This window comes from Rossellomorea aquimaris, assembly GCF_020171925.1.
Taxonomy (GTDB): Bacteria; Bacillota; Bacilli; order Bacillales; family Bacillaceae_B; genus Rossellomorea; species Rossellomorea aquimaris_F.
The window spans coordinates 1-14,705 of sequence record NZ_JAIVAR010000001.1; the positions used below are offsets into that span (position 1 = coordinate 1).

The 14,705-nt window shown below is 42.3% G+C and carries 16 protein-coding genes; 12 read left to right on the top strand and 4 right to left on the bottom strand.

The features are described from left to right. Positions 1-143: 143 nt before the first annotated feature. On the bottom strand, positions 144-698 hold the full coding sequence (gene def, locus LCM10_RS00005; protein WP_224873791.1) for a peptide deformylase: 555 nt from the start codon (positions 696-698) through the stop codon (positions 144-146). Between the two features lie 280 nt (positions 699-978). On the opposite strand from def, the gene LCM10_RS00010 reads away from it, so the two are divergent. From LCM10_RS00010 to lpdA, 5 genes are all read left to right on the top strand, one after another. Further along, on the top strand, positions 979-1,638 hold the full coding sequence (locus tag LCM10_RS00010; RefSeq protein ID WP_224873792.1) for a YkyA family protein: 660 nt from the start codon (positions 979-981) through the stop codon (positions 1,636-1,638). 495 nt (positions 1,639-2,133) lie between these two features. Beyond that, on the top strand, positions 2,134-3,249 hold the full coding sequence (gene pdhA / locus LCM10_RS00015; RefSeq protein ID WP_224873793.1) for a pyruvate dehydrogenase (acetyl-transferring) E1 component subunit alpha: 1,116 nt from the start codon (positions 2,134-2,136) through the stop codon (positions 3,247-3,249). Between the two features lie 3 nt (positions 3,250-3,252). Next, entirely contained in the window at positions 3,253-4,230 is a 978-nt protein-coding gene (locus LCM10_RS00020) for an alpha-ketoacid dehydrogenase subunit beta (protein WP_224873794.1), read from the top strand. Positions 4,231-4,401: 171 nt separating this feature from the next. After that, a complete protein-coding gene (locus LCM10_RS00025; RefSeq protein ID WP_224873795.1) occupies positions 4,402-5,724 on the top strand; it encodes a dihydrolipoamide acetyltransferase family protein in 1,323 nt (440 codons plus the stop codon). A gap of 4 nt (positions 5,725-5,728) precedes the next feature. Next, on the top strand, positions 5,729-7,138 hold the full coding sequence (gene lpdA / locus LCM10_RS00030; protein WP_224873796.1) for a dihydrolipoyl dehydrogenase: 1,410 nt from the start codon (positions 5,729-5,731) through the stop codon (positions 7,136-7,138). Between the two features lie 139 nt (positions 7,139-7,277). Here lpdA and LCM10_RS00035 read toward each other — a convergent pair whose 3' ends face one another. Then, complete coding sequence (locus LCM10_RS00035) at positions 7,278-7,661, bottom strand: hypothetical protein (RefSeq protein WP_224873797.1); 384 nt, start codon at positions 7,659-7,661, stop codon at positions 7,278-7,280. Between the two features lie 229 nt (positions 7,662-7,890). On the opposite strand from LCM10_RS00035, the gene LCM10_RS00040 reads away from it, so the two are divergent. The 3 genes from LCM10_RS00040 (at position 7,891) to LCM10_RS00050 (ending at position 9,432) form a co-directional block, all read left to right on the top strand. Next, on the top strand, positions 7,891-8,139 hold the full coding sequence (locus LCM10_RS00040) for a hypothetical protein (protein ID WP_224873798.1): 249 nt from the start codon (positions 7,891-7,893) through the stop codon (positions 8,137-8,139). 69 nt (positions 8,140-8,208) lie between these two features. Continuing rightward, the gene (locus tag LCM10_RS00045) at positions 8,209-9,039 is read left to right on the top strand and encodes a polysaccharide deacetylase family protein (RefSeq protein ID WP_224873799.1); all 831 of its coding nucleotides are present in this window, start codon (positions 8,209-8,211) and stop codon (positions 9,037-9,039) included. 273 nt (positions 9,040-9,312) lie between these two features. After that, complete coding sequence (locus tag LCM10_RS00050; protein ID WP_224873800.1) at positions 9,313-9,432, top strand: GapA-binding peptide SR1P; 120 nt, start codon at positions 9,313-9,315, stop codon at positions 9,430-9,432. Positions 9,433-9,581: 149 nt separating this feature from the next. On the opposite strand, the gene LCM10_RS00055 is transcribed toward LCM10_RS00050, so the two are convergent. After that, on the bottom strand, positions 9,582-11,051 hold the full coding sequence (locus LCM10_RS00055; protein ID WP_224873801.1) for an aminotransferase class I/II-fold pyridoxal phosphate-dependent enzyme: 1,470 nt from the start codon (positions 11,049-11,051) through the stop codon (positions 9,582-9,584). Positions 11,052-11,268: 217 nt separating this feature from the next. Between LCM10_RS00055 and LCM10_RS00060 the strand changes: the two genes are divergently transcribed. Next, positions 11,269-12,228: an NAD(P)H-dependent flavin oxidoreductase gene (locus LCM10_RS00060; protein ID WP_224873802.1), complete on the top strand. Its 960-nt coding sequence runs from the start codon at positions 11,269-11,271 to the stop codon at positions 12,226-12,228. Positions 12,229-12,243: 15 nt separating this feature from the next. Next, positions 12,244-12,516 (top strand): UPF0223 family protein, encoded by a 273-nt coding sequence (locus LCM10_RS00065; protein ID WP_224873803.1) that lies wholly within the window; start codon positions 12,244-12,246, stop codon positions 12,514-12,516. A 37-nt stretch (positions 12,517-12,553) separates the two neighbouring features. Here the strand turns inward: LCM10_RS00065 and LCM10_RS00070 are convergent, their stop codons facing one another. Continuing rightward, complete coding sequence (locus tag LCM10_RS00070) at positions 12,554-13,174, bottom strand: YktB family protein (protein WP_224873804.1); 621 nt, start codon at positions 13,172-13,174, stop codon at positions 12,554-12,556. A gap of 185 nt (positions 13,175-13,359) precedes the next feature. Between LCM10_RS00070 and LCM10_RS00075 the strand changes: the two genes are divergently transcribed. Both LCM10_RS00075 and LCM10_RS00080 read left to right on the top strand, forming a co-directional pair. Next, the gene (locus tag LCM10_RS00075) at positions 13,360-13,554 is read left to right on the top strand and encodes a hypothetical protein (RefSeq protein ID WP_224873805.1); all 195 of its coding nucleotides are present in this window, start codon (positions 13,360-13,362) and stop codon (positions 13,552-13,554) included. A 312-nt stretch (positions 13,555-13,866) separates the two neighbouring features. Beyond that, complete coding sequence (locus LCM10_RS00080; RefSeq protein WP_224873806.1) at positions 13,867-14,658, top strand: inositol monophosphatase family protein; 792 nt, start codon at positions 13,867-13,869, stop codon at positions 14,656-14,658. Positions 14,659-14,705 lie beyond the last annotated feature (47 nt).

Below are 14,705 nucleotides of genomic sequence, written 5' to 3' on the forward strand. Positions count from 1 at the left end.
CCTAGATTTCCAGATAAATACTCGATGACAAGTTTCATTTTAAATTCATCACTATATTTAGCCAAAAAAACACCCCCGAAAGTTAGTTTTTTCACTCTAACTTTCGGGGGTCGGTACCACTGGATGCGGTTTTTCTGTTATTATCATCGCTCGATGGCTAAAGCACCTGGGATCGGTTCAAACGGGTTTTCATGATTGATATGGTCATAAAACATGATGCCGTTTAAATGATCGATTTCATGCTGGAAAACGATAGCAGGCAGCCCTCTTAACCTAAGCTTCACTTCTTCACCCTCTACATTCCACCCTTTAACCGTCACTCTTGCATAACGGGGGACGAAGCCCGGGACTTGGCGATCGACCGATAAACATCCTTCGCCCGATGTCAAATATGCCTTTTCAACGGAGTGACTGACAATCTTCGGATTGAACAAAGCATGGCTGTATAGAGTGCCCTTCTCATCAATGACATTCACGGCCAGCATCTTCTTGGATACATTGATCTGCGGAGCCGCCAGGCCGATACCGGGTCTGAGGCCGTACTTGCTTGCCATCTCAGGGTCCTGGCTGTTCACTACGTACTCAAGAAGACTCCTTAGCGTCTCTTGATCCTCTGCAGTTGGAGGCAGAGTAACTTCTTCAGCCACTTTGCGAAGGGTCGGGTGGCCCTCACGGATGATATCTTTCATCGTAATCATGTATGTTCCTCCTTACAACAAACAGTGTTCTTATTATGAATGTATACTTCAAACGTTCATAAGATATATCAATATGTACAGAATTAGTCTAGCATTATATCGTTAAAAAGTTAATAGAACGGCTTTCGATTTCAGTAATACTTTGCCCGTCCCCATCATAGGTATGGTAATAGGAGAATAGTCCAATCGACAAAATTTTCCACAGTTGTAAATCCCTATTGTCAAAAGTTGTAGTCAAAGATATAGTAGAAGATGGTATATCATTAAGGGGGATCTGGTTGTGTCGAATTTTCGTTTTACCTTTATTTTAAGTATAGTGATGTTCGTTCTTATGGGTTGTGTGGGAGGAGCTTCTCCTGAAGAAAATATCCATAATGTGCTCGAAGAAACCGTTGCCAAGGAAGCGGACTATGTAGAGGTACAGAAACCTCTTCAGGATTTAGAAGAAAAAGAAAAAGAACTTTATAATGAGATCATGAATCTTGGTATGAAAGAATTCGATAAAATAGTAAAACTTTCAGACGACGCTCTAGAAAATATTTCTGAACGTGAGGAATATATCAAGAAAGAGCGGGAAGCGATGAAAGAAGCAAAAGCTCAATTTTCCAGTCTTGATGATTACATAGGGAAATTAGATGATGCAAAGTTGAAGAGTGAAGCAGAAAAGCTGGATGCAACGATGAAAGATCGTTATCAGCTTCATGAGAAATTGACCGACTCATACCTTAAGTCACTTACAATGGATAAAGAATTGTATGAGCTCTTCAAGAAGAAGGAATTGACGATGGAAGAATTGGAAAAACAAATTTCTTCAATTAATGAAGCATATGATCAAACCATCAAACTGAATGGTGATTATAATACAAAGACGGATGAATTCAACAAGCTAAAACAAAGCTTCTACAAGACAGCGGGCATCGATGTTGAAGAGAAGAGCTGAAAAATAGAAGGCACAAAAAAACCAGGGATATCTTCCCTGGTTTTTTTGTGCCTTCTTTTCACTTGCAGTGGGAAATTTCACAGTGTGGAATGCATGCTGATTTATAAGAAGAAAGTACACTATAACAGTTAAGCTAAATGGAGGGGTTTATATATAACAGATGTTTTTGTTTTACTGATACAGATAAAATTTAACAATCGCTGTGTTCCGAAAATGTCATAGAAATATCTTGAAAAGATAATACTTTGTCGTTGACGAGATGTTTTTTTATATTGTAAACTATGAAAGGTAGTTAGTGTTGTATTAGTGAAACTGTTAAACAGACTAATACAGAGAGCCCGTTTTACAAAAGTGGGTTTTCTTTCTTATTATTTGTGGAAAACTATCTATAATGTGTTTCACAAGTATTGTGGTAGGTCATACTGAATTTGGGTAATCTAAACTTTGTATGTAAAAAACCAAAATAAATGTATACAGAAAGGATAGGTGACTTCGATGGCTTCTAAATCAAAGAAGGCACAATTCGATGCAGTTAAAACGCTCGAGCAGATTGAAGACAAGTTTGAAATGTTTCAAATTTTGAACGAAGAAGGCGAAGTAGTGAACGAAGATGCAATGCCGGAGATTTCTGATGAGGATCTTCAGGAATTAATGCGCCGTATGGTTTACACTCGTATTCTTGATCAAAGATCAATTTCACTTAATCGTCAAGGACGTTTAGGTTTCTATGCACCAACAGCAGGACAGGAAGCGTCTCAAATCGCATCCCACTTTGCTTTGGAGAAAGAGGACTGGATTCTTCCAGGTTACCGTGATGTACCTCAAATCGTGTGGCACGGTCTTCCTTTATATAAAGCATTCTTGTTCTCCCGTGGACATTTTGTAGGAAATCAGCCTCCTGAAGGTGTCAATGTATTATCTCCTCAAATCATTATCGGAGCTCAATACATCCAGACAGCAGGTGTGGCTCTTGGACTTAAGAAACGCGGTAAAAAAGCAGTTGCCATCACGTACACTGGTGACGGTGGTTCTTCACAAGGTGATTTCTACGAAGGAATCAACTTCGCAGGTGCTTATGCAGCTCCAGCGATCTTTGTTGTTCAAAATAACCAATTCGCAATCTCGACTCCACGTGACAAGCAGACTGCCGGTAAGACGATTGCTCAAAAAGCAGTTGCAGCTGGTATCCCTGGAATCCTTGTTGATGGAATGGATCCACTTGCTGTTTATGTCGCTACGCGTGAAGCAAGGGAACGTGCGGTAAACGGTGAAGGTCCTTCACTTATCGAGACAATGTGCTACCGCTATGGTCCGCATACGATGGCCGGAGATGATCCGACACGTTACCGTTCTTCTGAAATGGATACTGACTGGGAGAAGAAAGATCCATTGGTTCGTTTCCGTAAGTACCTAGAAGCTAAAGGACTATGGAGCGAAGAAAGAGAAAACGAAGTAATCGAAGAAGCAAAAGAAGATATCAAACAAGCAATCAAACAAGCAGATGGAGAGCCTAAGCAAAAAGTTACTGATTTCATCAATAACATGTATGAAGAGCTTCCATATAACTTGAAAGAGCAATTAGAAATTTACAAAGAGAAGGAGTCGAAATAAGCCATGGCGCAAATGACAATGATTCAAGCGATCACTGATGCACTGCGCACAGAACTGCGTAACAACGAAGACGTTTTAGTTTTTGGTGAAGACGTAGGTCTTAACGGTGGTGTATTCCGTGCGACGGAAGGACTTCAAAAAGAATTCGGTGAAGACCGTGTATTTGACACACCACTTGCAGAATCAGGAATCGGTGGTTTAGCTATCGGATTGGCACTGGAAGGTTTCCGCCCAGTACCTGAAATTCAATTCTTTGGATTCGTATATGAAGTAATGGATTCAATCTCTGGACAAATGGCACGTATGCGTTACCGTTCCGGCGGTTCTTATACTGCTCCGATCACAGTGCGTTCACCATTTGGTGGTGGGGTACATACTCCTGAACTTCATGCTGATAGTTTAGAGGGTCTTATGGCGCAGCAACCTGGAGTGAAGGTTGTCATTCCATCTACTCCATACGATGCTAAAGGTCTATTGATTTCATCCATCCGTGATAATGACCCAGTCATCTTCCTTGAGCATATGAAGTTATACCGTTCATTCCGTCAAGAGGTTCCTGAAGAGGAATACACGATTGAGCTTGGTAAAGCTGAAGTGAAGCGTGAAGGAACAGACTTATCCATCATCACTTACGGTGCAATGGTCCATGAGTCGATCAAAGCAGCGGAAGAGCTTGAAAAAGAAGGATACTCAGTAGAAGTTGTCGACCTTCGTACGGTTAGCCCACTTGATATTGACACAATCATGGCGTCAGTTGAAAAGACAAACCGCGCAATCGTCGTTCAAGAAGCTCAAAAGCAAGCGGGAATTGCAGCGAACGTAGTTGCTGAAATCAATGACCGCGCAATCCTTAGCCTGGATGCACCTGTCCTGCGTGTAACAGCTCCTGATACAGTGTATTCATTCTCTCAAGCAGAGCCAATCTGGCTTCCAAACCATAAAGACGTTCTTGAGACGGCTAAGAAAGTCCTTGAATTCTAAGCGGAACAAGGGATATACAGTCTTTGATTAACAGAGACTTGCACAATCTTTCACAATGAAGGGAAAGAAGGGAACCATCCCTTCTCTTTTCCCTTTTATAAAAAGACAGAGAAAAATAGATAAAATAAAAACACTCATCTATATCATTATTCAATACAGGAGGTAGAATCCATGTCTTTCGAATTCAAATTACCGGACATCGGTGAAGGTATTCATGAAGGTGAAATCGTAAAATGGTTTGTCAAGCCTGGCGATAAAGTAGAAGAAGACGATGTACTATGTGAAGTCCAAAATGATAAAGCAGTAGTTGAAATTCCATCTCCAGTAGCAGGAACAGTTGAAGAACTTCTTGTTGATGAAGGAACTGTTGCTGTCGTAGGTGATACATTGATCAAGTTCGATGCACCTGGATACGAGGACCTTCAATTCAAGGGCGATGAAGGCGATAAGAAAGAAGCTGCCAAAGCCGAAGAAAAAACAGAAGAGCAAGTTCAAGCTACGGCTGAACAAGGTCAGGATGTAAACAAGGATGCTTCAGAACAAGCCGTTGATCCTAACAAACGTGTAATCGCTATGCCGTCCGTTCGTAAATATGCGAGGGAAAATGGCGTGGAAATCCGTCAAGTATCAGGTTCAGGTAAAAATGGCCGTGTGTTGAAAGAGGACATCGATGCATTCCTAAGCGGTGGAACAGCTAAAGCTGAGGCACCTGCAGCAGAAGGTAAGACAGAAGAACAAGCACCTGCTAAGGAAGAAACAAAAGCAGCTGCACCAAAACTTCCAGAGGGTGAATTCCCTGAAACACGCGAGAAGATGAGCGGTATGCGTAAAGCGATTGCGAAAGCAATGGTGAACTCTAAACATACAGCTCCTCACGTTACATTAATGGACGAAGTAGATGTAACGAAGCTATGGGCACACCGTAAGAAGTTCAAGGAAGTTGCAGCGGAGAAAGGCATCAAGCTTACATTCTTGCCTTATATCGTAAAAGCCTTGACAAGTGCTCTTCGTGAGTACCCTGCTCTTAATACATCCATTGATGATGCAACGAGCGAAATCGTTCAGAAGCATTACTATAATATCGGTATCGCAGCAGATACAGATAAAGGCTTACTTGTACCAGTCGTTAAGAATGCAGACCGTAAATCAATGTTCTCAATCTCAAATGAGATCAATGAACTTGCAGGTAAAGCGCGTGACGGTAAACTTTCCGGTGATGAAATGAAAGGTGCTTCTTGCACAATCACAAACATTGGTTCCGCAGGCGGACAATGGTTCACTCCGGTTATCAATCACCCTGAGGTTGCAATCCTTGGAGTTGGCCGTATCGCAGAAAAACCTGTAGTTAAAAATGGTGAAATTGTAGCGGCACCTGTGTTAGCATTATCATTGAGCTTCGATCACCGTATGATTGATGGAGCTACTGCTCAACATGCACTTAACCATATGAAGCGTTTGTTGAACGATCCAGAATTATTATTAATGGAGGCGTAATGCGATGGTAGTAGGAGATTTCCCAATTGAAACAGATACTATAGTAGTCGGTGCAGGTCCTGGTGGATATGTAGCTGCGATCCGTGCAGCTCAGCTTGGACAAAAAGTAACAATCATCGAAAAAGAAAATCTTGGTGGGGTTTGCCTGAACGTTGGATGTATCCCTTCCAAAGCTCTTATCACGGCTGGACACCGCTTCCACCAAGCTCAACACTCAGATGACATGGGTATCGTAGCTGAAAATGTAAAAGTGAACTTCGATAAGGTTCAAGAGTGGAAAGCTGGAGTAGTCAAGAAATTAACTGGTGGAGTTGAAGGTCTCCTTAAAGGAAATAAAGCAGAAATCGTTCGCGGTGAAGCTTACCTTGTAGACCAAAACACGCTACGCGTAATGGATGATAATTCAGCGCAAACATATAAGTTCAAGAACTTGATCCTTGCAACTGGATCTCGTCCGATTGAAATCCCAAGCTTCAAGTTCTCAAAACGCGTTCTTGATTCAACTGGTGCATTGGCGCTTGAAGAGATCCCAGGAAAGCTTGTTGTCATCGGCGGAGGCTACATCGGTACAGAACTTGGTACTGCATACGCTAACTTAGGCTCTGAAGTAACCATCCTTGAGGGTGCTGACGATATCCTAAGTGGATTCGAAAAGCAAATGACAGCAGTCGTGAAAAAGGGACTAAAACAAAAAGGTGTCGATGTCGTAACAAAAGCAATGGCTAAAGGCGTTGACGAAAGCGACAGCGGAGTCGTTGTCAAGTATGAGGTAAATGGTGAAGAGAAATCTGTGGAAGCAGATTATGTCCTAGTGACAGTCGGCCGCCGTCCTAATACAGATGAAATTGGTCTTGAAGAAGTTGGAGTTGAAATGACAGATCGCGGATTGATCAAAATCGATAAGCAATGTCGTACAAACATCTCTAACATCTTTGCGATCGGTGATATCGTTGAAGGTCCTCCACTTGCGCATAAAGCTTCTTACGAAGGTAAGATTGCAGCAGAGGTCATCGCTGGTGAACCGGCTGAAATCGATTATCTTGGAATTCCTGCAGTCTGCTTCACGGATCCAGAACTTGCAACAGTTGGTTACTCCGAAGCAGAAGCAAAAGAAGAAGGAATTGAAGTTGCAGCAGCTAAATTCCCATTTGCAGCAAATGGGCGTGCATTGGCGCTTAACGCAACTGAAGGCTTCTTGAAGCTTGTCACTCGTAAAGAGGATGGATTAGTGATTGGTGCTCAAATCGTTGGTTCAGGAGCATCTGATATGATCGCTGAACTTGGTCTTGCAATCGAATCAGGCATGACTGCTGAAGATATTGCAATGACAATCCACGCTCATCCAACTCTTGGTGAGATTTCGATGGAAGCTGCCGAAGTTGCAATCGGAAGCCCAATCCATATCGTTAAGTAAGAAAAATGAAATGAAAAGATGATCCTTCCATTGAAGGATCATCTTTTTTTGTTATGCGACATCTAAGCTGCATTCCACGGGAAGGTAATCTATATCGTGCGGGAAAGTAAAACCCTGTTAATGCAATACAATCAAAAAATCACCATTGCTTGATGGCTTTTGAGACCGATTTAATGATCTGTTCTTTCTGGGCTTTTCCTGATATTTTTGTGACAATTCGATTGTTATCAACGACAATGATGGCAGGGTATACGGGAGACTGGATATTGGGGTTGGAGTGATCGGACTTTTGATTGACTACTTCAAGGTGTTTAAGGTCTTCTGGATACTTGCTCTTAAGTTCGATAATGGCATCATAGTATTCAACTTCTTCAGAAATTTTCCGATCATCCGTAAAAAATATGACTTGTCTATTGATGAATCTATCCTCGGCCAACACTACCTTATCTGCAGCTAGATCATTACATGAAGTAAGTAGTAACGCTGTTGATGCTAACATAATCAAGGTAAGTAAATGTTTCATACATCATCCTCTTTTCTTAGCGAAGACCATTAACGTTAAGAGAGTTTTCTGCGTACAAAGACCTATTCGTTGGTCACATTTTATCATATGAGAAAAAGTAAAAGGGGTAAGTCATTAAAATGTTACAGAAATGAAAAGACATCAATAATGAAAGTAATATGCAAAGAATATACTATGTTAATACAATCGTTCTAGCTGAACACTAGACTGTCGTAAAAGGGTGTTAACAATGAAATTCTATGTTGCGTTCCTGATTCAGATGATACTATGGAGTATTTTTTATATTGCAGAATGGGTATCGTATAAAGATCATGTGGAATACAAATGGATCATGTTCGTCCTATTCTTTTATCTGGCTTTCATTGCAGCAAAAAAAATCGTTCAGACACGAAGGCTTACTGTATTCGTGACATCATTCAGCCTTTCCTTTTTCTTGGCATGCAAAGTCCTATTCGAAAACCTGATGGGAAAATTTTAATTCATACCCAGATATCCCTTATAATATGTTAAAATATTCAAAGTAACTGACATATGAAGGGTGAGTAGGATGAAAAAGGTTGTAGCGTCGGGGTTGACTTTCTTATTATTGACAGCGTGTGCAAATGAACCTGCTCCAGTCTCAAAACAACCTGTTCAAAAGAAGGATATACAGGAGACAGCGGATCGCACAGAAGATAACCAACCGGAAAAAGATAGCGTTGAGGAAGTAAAAGACGAATCCGTTACAGGGCAGGATGGTAAGGTCGAACCTCAATATAAGATCAATGAAAATAATTGGAGTATAGAACCCATCGCAGGGGGAAATGCGGAAGTGGTGTTGTTGACGATCGATGATGCGCCAGATTGCCATGCCTTAAAAATGGCTCAAGATCTCAAGGCGTTGAATGCCCCGGCAATCTTTTTCGTGAATGGGCATTTCCTGGATACACCCGAAGAAAAGGAAACACTTAAAAAAATATACGATATGGGGTTCGTCATAGGAAACCATACGTATAGTCATAGCTCCTTGAAAGACTTGACAAATGAAAAACAAAAAGAAGAAATCGTTTCAGTCAGTGACATGGTTGAATCGATTACTGGTGAGCGTCCAAAGTTCTTTAGGGCACCATTCGGCCAGAATACCGATTTCAGCAGGCAGGTTGCAGCAGAGGAACAGATGGCGCTTATGAATTGGACGTACGGGTACGATTGGGGAAAACAGTATCAAACAAAAGATGCAATCACTGATATCATGGTCAACAGCCCCTTTCTGAATAAAGGTGCAAACCTTCTAATGCACGACAGGACATGGACAAGCGAAGCCTTACCCGACATCGTGAAAGGACTAAGGGAGAAAGGCTACGAAATTCTTGATCCACATAAAATCCAAACACCATAACTTCTTAAACCTGAATGATCTTCGTTCAGGTTTTTTTGTTTGATTAAAAAAGGTTGTTTGGTGCTTTTGAAGAAGAGTAGCTTTAACTATGAATACAGTCGGTATGTAAACGCAATCAATCGCATATCATTTAAAAATATGACGAATTAAAAGGGAATTATATTTAAATATGTTATACAATTTAGGCTTGATTTTTTAAATGTGTTATATTATTATAAAGACAGTTAAGATAAAACGCTTACACAAAACATCATTAAGGGAGAGGGATAAAAGATGGGGACAATTGTTTGTCAATCATGCCTAAGCACAATTGAACACTACGAAGATGAGAAGGTTTCTGTTTTATTCTCTAATTGCTGTGATTGTAATGATGATGTAGAAATAGACGATTGATCAGAAGCAAAGCGGAACGGGTTTAGACGGACTAAAAGGGGTAAATAGATAAAAAAAGGTGAAGAAGTCATGAGATGACTTCTTCACCTTTTTTGTTTTGAACATCACAGAGCAGTGCCTTCAGTGCAACATCGGGAGGGGGCGTATGTTTATCGAATGGCCCGGTGTTCCTTGATGACGCGTAAATGTCTCAAGTCATAATCCTCAGGTCCCTGGACCGGTAATCCTGCTTCGATATTGGTCTTGATATAATGAATGTTTTCTTCCGTGATAATCTCTCCGGGAATGAAGATTGGAATGCCTGGAGGATACACCATAATGAACTCTGCAATCGTCCGTCCTGCTGATTCATCGATCGGGATCACTTCTGTTTCAGCATAAAATGCGTCTCTTGGTGTCATCGCCAGGACAGGTATATCTGGAAGCATGACAGTGACGGGTGTGATGTCACCGTGCTGTTTCAATTCTCTTGCAAGTTCCCTGAGTGCGGATACCAGTTGATTTCCTTCAACTTCGGTATCCCCTGGTGTGATGATACAAAGGATATTGTATAGGTCGGACATTTCAACTTCGATATTGTAAGCTTCACGAAGCCACTTTTCAGCATCGAATCCGCTAATGCCTAATTCTTTGACTGATATGATCAGCTTAGTCGGATCATAGTCGAACGTCGCCTTTGTTCCAAGGATTTCTTTCCCGACACAATAAAGCCCATCAACTTCATTGATTTCATTCCTGATTTTCTCAGACAACGCGATCGTAGAACTGATCAATTCATGACCTTCCGTCGCTAGTCGCTTCCTGGCAACATCAAGAGATGCAAGTAGAAGGTATGAGGTCGAGGTTGTCGTCAGCATACTGAGGATGGTTTGGACCCTTTTCGCTGAAACCAATCCTTCTTTCATATTCAATACAGAGCTTTGTGTCATGGACCCACCAAGCTTGTGAACGCTGGTTGCTGCGAGGTCTGCTCCAGCCTGCATGGCAGACATCGGCAATTCATCGTGAAAATGAATGTGCACGCCATGTGCTTCATCAACCAGTACAGGAACGTCATAGGAATGGGCAATTTCAACAATTTTCTTCAGATCCGCCGAGATTCCGAAGTAGGTTGGATTAATGACCAGGACCCCTTTGGCATCGGGATGCTGTTCCAACGCTTTGGAAACTGAATCTGTTGTAATTCCATGCGAAATCCCTAAATCCTCATCAATATCGGGGTGGATGAAGATGGGGGTGGCACCAGAAAAGACAATGGCCGACATGACGGATTTGTGCACGTTCCTCGGCACGATGATTTTATCCCCGGGTCCGCACACGCTCATCACCATGGTCATGATGGCTCCGCTCGTACCTTGGACAGAGAAAAATGTATGATCGGCACCAAAAGCTTCAGCTGCAAGGTCCTGTGCCTTTTTAATCATCCCTTTGGGCTGGTGGAGGTCATCGAGAGGACCGATGTTAATCAAATCAATGCTAAGGGCATTTTCACCAATGAATTCTTTAAAGTCAGGATCCATTCCAGCGCCCTTCTTGTGACCGGGAATATGAAACTGTACTGGATTTTTTTTACTATGTTCAATTAAGCCGGTAAACAACGGCGTTTCATTTTGGGACAATTCATTCAACACCTCTTTATTTTTGTCGGTACAGAAGTGGTCTGTACTCACCTTTACAGTATATCATTTGTCAAAGGAGTCCTTTCAAACAAAAGAATTATAGCATTAAGGATATTGTTTGCATAGTGGCTTTTGCCCATGCCGGAACGATTTTGTTTCTCCTTGAAGGAAAACCTTGAAAGAGTGGAGAATACGACAGGGACGGGAGGGATTTTAGATGAACTGGAAAACAAGAGTTACCGAGTTATTGAACATTGAATATCCGATCATTCAGGGTGGGCTTGCCCATCTGGCATATGCTGAACTTGCCGCCGCTGTATCGAATGCAGGTGGCCTGGGACAAATCACCGCCATGTCCCTCGAGCACCATGAAGAATTGAGGGAGGAAATCAGAAAGGTGAAAAAATTGACCGACAGGCCATTCGGGGTCAACTTCGCCATCGGTCAGCATGGAAGGCCATACGAGGATTTCCTGGAAACCGCAATTGAAGAATCTGTACCGGTCGTTTCGATAACAGGGGGGAACCCTGCTCCGCTATTCAAGCGATTGGAGGGTACAAAAATCATCAAGCTTGTCTTGGTCGCTTCAAAGAGGCAAGCGGTCAAAGCTGAACAATTGGGTGCCGATGCCGTCATGGTTGTCGGTCAGGAAGGCGGAGGTCATTTGGGCAAGGATGATATCGGGACATTCGTCCTCGTGCCCGGCGTAGTGGATGAAGTATCAATCCCTGTCATCGCTTCAGGCGGCATTGGGGATGGAAGGGGGTTGATGGCATCCCTAAGCTTTGGTGCCGAAGGAGTGGAGATGGGCACTAGATTCATTGCAACCCGGGAATGTGTCCACGCATCGGAAGAATATAAAAGGAGCTTGTTAGAGGGAAGTGAGAATGATACAGTAGTGATTAAACGCTCACTTGGTGCACCGGCGAGGGCCATCAGAAATGCATGGACAGATAGAATCTTGGAAGCTGAAGATACCGGTTCAGGATATGACGGGCTAAAAATGCTCATTAGCGGGGAAGCTAATAAACGTTATATCCATGAGGGGAATAAAGAAGACGGGTTTGGATGGGCAGGGCAAGTCATGGGCCTGATCAACGACATCCCTTCGGTTGAAGCGCTGATTCAAAGGATGATCGGAGAGGCAGAACAAATCCGCAGTAAATGGAATGGGTAAGGAGTTGTTGAAGTAATGGAATATCAATATCCGTTTTCAATCGATTGGTCGACTGAGGAAGTGATCGATGTCATTGCATTCTTTGAAGCGATTGAAAAGGCATATGAAAGAGGAATCAGAAAAGAGGACTTGATGGATCGTTACCGGAGATTCAAAGAAATTGTTCCCAGTAAGTCCGAGGAGAAGAGGATCTGTTCGGAATTCGAGGAGTCAAGTGGCTATTCCGCATATCATGCAGTGAAAAAAATGAAAGAATCAGAAGATGCTGATCTAGTCAGCATGAAGTAAGAACGACAGCCTGAGCGGCTGTCGTTTTTTTGATGGTTTAGTTCATTTTATAAAGGGGTAAAAGTGTTTCAAAGGCATCATCGATCTTGCGGATTAATTCGTCACCGCTGAGTGCTGTTACAAGAGATCGTTCCAAGTGCAGGCCACATAGGAGCTCGGCTTTCTTCACTTGCTGGACCCTCTGGCTTAATGCAACGAACTCTTCCTTTGACATCGAAGAAAAGGTTGTGGCTTCCGGTTTTGTGTGGTCGCCGGACCAGACGAAGTTCGGAGGGATGATCGAACGTATCCTTTCCGCATTCTCTTCGACGACCTTTCCGAATTCAGCCTTCTGTGGAGCTTCATAGATCATGGCGAACCAGATGAACAGGTGGGTTTTCCATAATCCGATTTGGAAATGAGGGTGCTTCTTATAGCCGCGCTTATTATTGGCGAAGGCAACCCAAGTATCATCAGGTGGATTGACGGAACGGCGTGCGTGCTTGGCTACATGATGAAACATCTCATCACCCGTCAGTGCACTGAGGGCAGGTGAGAAATATTCTCCCAGGTATTCGAGTTTGGGGCGTATATGCTGTTGAATGGCTTCCATTCTATTTTCCAACCCATCAATGGTGAATACGTCAAAATCATGTTCGGTAAATCCGTTGAATTTCATTAATAGCAAACCTCCTTGTTTAACGGTCATATTTTAACACAATGAATGGGGTTACATGTAGTGATGAGCTTGTTCATTAGGTGTCTGCACATTTTTGTTACAAGATGAGGTGGAAGTTCATAATATGTATTAAATATTATCAGAACAATCAGATAAATCGAATAACACGGAAGGGGTGCATTGCCTTGAAACAAGTAATGAATACGTCCAAAAAACGAGATGTCCAGCAACAGCGTTTAAATGTATTAAGACTCGAAATGGATTATGAACTAGCTGTATTGTTCGAAGCCATCCAAACAAAAAATAAGGAAACACAAACAAAATCAAAAGAAAAGCTCATGACTATCCGCGAAGAACTAATGAAGATGAAAGCATTATAGCATCTGAGATTCAAAAAAGATCTTTATGAGGTTGAAGGGAAAAGCGATGAAGGCGGACTCCTTATGTACATAGGCGGAGTTCGCTTTTTTGTTAAAGCGGGTCCCTTATTTTTTTCTTGGAGAATGGATCTCGAACATGAAGTCGTGATCCTGCACCATGGGAGTGATTACTTGAATCCGGTTCTTATATCCTTTAAGCTATGTAGCAATAGAAACATTTGCCTCATTATGGGAAGATCATATTAGGGGTAAAGTAAAAACAGTGGGTATTTGACGTGAAAATTATTTCTGCATGGTAATGGAGGTAAGAGAGTGACAAATTGGAAAGAAATAGACCAGAATGTTAGGGCTTGGATCAAGGAAGCAGGAAGTAAAATCCGTGATTCCTTCCAGACTGAACTGAATATCAAGACAAAATCTAACCGCAATGACTTAGTCACGAACATGGATGAAGCAACCGAGCGCCTCTTCATCGAAAAAATACGTACTACATATAAAGACCATAAAATAATGGGTGAAGAAGGATTTGGTGATGAACTGCTTGATTTGGATGGTGTCACATGGATCTTGGATCCCATTGACGGTACAATGAATTTTGTGCACCAGCAAAGGAATTTTGCCATTTCAATCGGGGTGTATGAAGATTCAGTCGGAGTCCTCGGCTATATCTATGATGTCGTGCACGATGAACTCTATCATGCTCACCGGGGGCACGGGGCCTATATGAATGATGTGAAGCTACCTGATTTGAACGAGGTGGAGGTCGAGGATTCTGTCATTGCCCTTAATGCTCAATGGGTGACGAGTAATAGACGTATCGATCCCAAGATCCTTTCCCCTTTGGTACAGAAAGTAAGGGGGACACGCTCTTACGGTTCCGCAGCGATAGAGATGGCATATATAGCGGCCGGAAGATTGGACGCTTACCTCAGTATGAGACTTGCCCCATGGGACTTTGCGGCAGGCAAGATCCTCATTGAAGAAGTCGGTGGCATCGTCACGGATTTAGACGGGAACGAGCTGGATCCTTTAAACAAAAGTTCACTATTCGTTGCAAAACCCCGACTGCATCAAACCATCATGACGGATTATTTAAAAAGATAAAAGAAGTAGACTTTCATTAAACAACCAATATAAACGAAAAAATGCTG